The organism is Nostoc sp. (assembly GCF_036917755.1).
Lineage (GTDB): Bacteria > Cyanobacteriota > Cyanobacteriia > Cyanobacteriales > Nostocaceae > Nostoc.
This window is the reverse complement of sequence record NZ_JBALFC010000058.1, coordinates 1-1700: the sequence shown is the minus strand read 5'-3', so window position 1 is coordinate 1700 and position 1700 is coordinate 1. Positions and strand designations below refer to the sequence as shown.

At 44.8% G+C, this 1700-nt stretch carries 1 protein-coding gene; it reads right to left on the bottom strand.

The window, feature by feature from the left end:
* Positions 1–7 precede the first annotated feature (7 nt).
* Positions 8–1402, bottom strand: coding sequence for an IS110 family transposase (locus tag V7L05_RS15030; RefSeq protein ID WP_335165081.1), 1395 nt, complete (start codon positions 1400–1402; stop codon positions 8–10).
* Positions 1403–1700: the final 298 nt, after the last annotated feature.

The following is a 1700-nucleotide window of genomic DNA, read 5'->3' as shown; positions in this document are numbered from 1 at the left end:
CCCTCTCCTAAGAAACCGTATTTGCTTCGGGCTGGGGAACAAGCTCAAAACCTAAAGCTAGAGCCTTTTTTTGGAGGTTATTGATGACTCGTTCTTGGTAACGTTGCTCATAATAATTCATGCCAATATCTTGATAGTTGCCACCAGAAGTCCAAAGTCGGTAGAAAATTCGTGCTAACTTATGAGCAGTAGCAGTGATAGCTTTGGGTGTACCCAGGCGAGAACGTAAACGACGGTAAAAAGCACCCAAGGCAGAATTGCTCTTGCCTGCTGTTTGTGCTGCCATTCGGAAAGCATTGGTAGCCGGGTTGACAACAAGGCGAGTTTTAGAACTTTTAATTTTACCACCAGTGATGCGATTGCAAGGGCAAAGACCAAGCCAAGAAGTAAAGTGTTTAACAGTTGGGAATCGGCTAGGATCTAAACCGACCTCGGAAATAATGGTTTGCACTGTTAGGATACCAAGACCATCAATGGCAGTGAAGTCCACACCACTAATTCGGTAAAGATGGGTACGTAAATCAAAAGCAGGTTCATTGCCTTGGGGTTTATGGCGGGGGTGCTTTGGTTGTGGAAGGGGAGATTCACTCAAATTAACTTTGTCGTTAAATTGAGCCAAGCACTCCTGTATTTGGCGATCGCAAGCTGCTATCTGAGTTTGATAAACATCGTAGAGCTGTAGTTCTTGTTGGAGTACAAAAACATGCTCACTGCGATAATCCCCATTCAGTGCGGCGGCAATTTCTGCTTCAGAGCGTTTTGCGCGGTAATGCTTTTTAGCTGCTAAAGTTTGTGGGTCTCTTTCTCCAGCGGCGATCGCTCGAATAATTGCCATCCCAGTAATACCAGTGATATCGCTGACCACTTTATGCAGTTGCACGTTCATCTGGGTTAAAGCTTTTTGCATCCGTTGAATGTGAACACAAGCACTTTTGATGAGACTATCTCGGTGGCGGATATAACTCCGCAATACACAAATCTCGTCTTCCGGGCGAAAAGAACCAGACAATAATCCATAACTATGCAACTGTTGCAACCATTGGCAATCTAAAACATCTGTTTTACGTCCAGGCAATGTTTTAACGTGATGGGCGTTGACAAGTTTAACTTCAAAGCCTCTTGTCTCCAAGATTTGAAACAACGCAATCCAATACACCCCCGTTGATTCCATTGCTACAGTTTTCACGCCACATTCAGCCAACCAATCAGCTAGAGCATACAAGTCAGCAGTGTAACAGCCAAAACGTCTGACACACTCGGAAGCTCGATCCTTTGGAACACTCACCCAGTGGAATTCTGAACCGATATCAATACCTGCTGCATTCGGGTTGATAGGTCTTAAATCGGAAGTGTCATTCGTACTTGGTCGATGTAAATGGGATTTGGACTTTGGTGTTTTCATCATCAAAGGCTTCCTCACGAATGCGGAGTCATACTAGCAATTGGAGGTGTGCCCTGACCTGGGTTGACGGATGAATACAGTCTCCTAAACGGGATAATGGCAGCAACCATTTCACCAATGTCGTAACCGTCTCAACCCAGAACCAAGCTTCTGTACGGGCGACAAAGCACCATTGAGGGATCGGTCTTAACTGTCAGGACACAATAAAAGTATAATTTTTTTCGATGCATCTTAAATTTTGTTTCTTCCATCCATAACGGAAGCGATAGCGTCCGTTAACAGCTTCTGTCACTCTCCG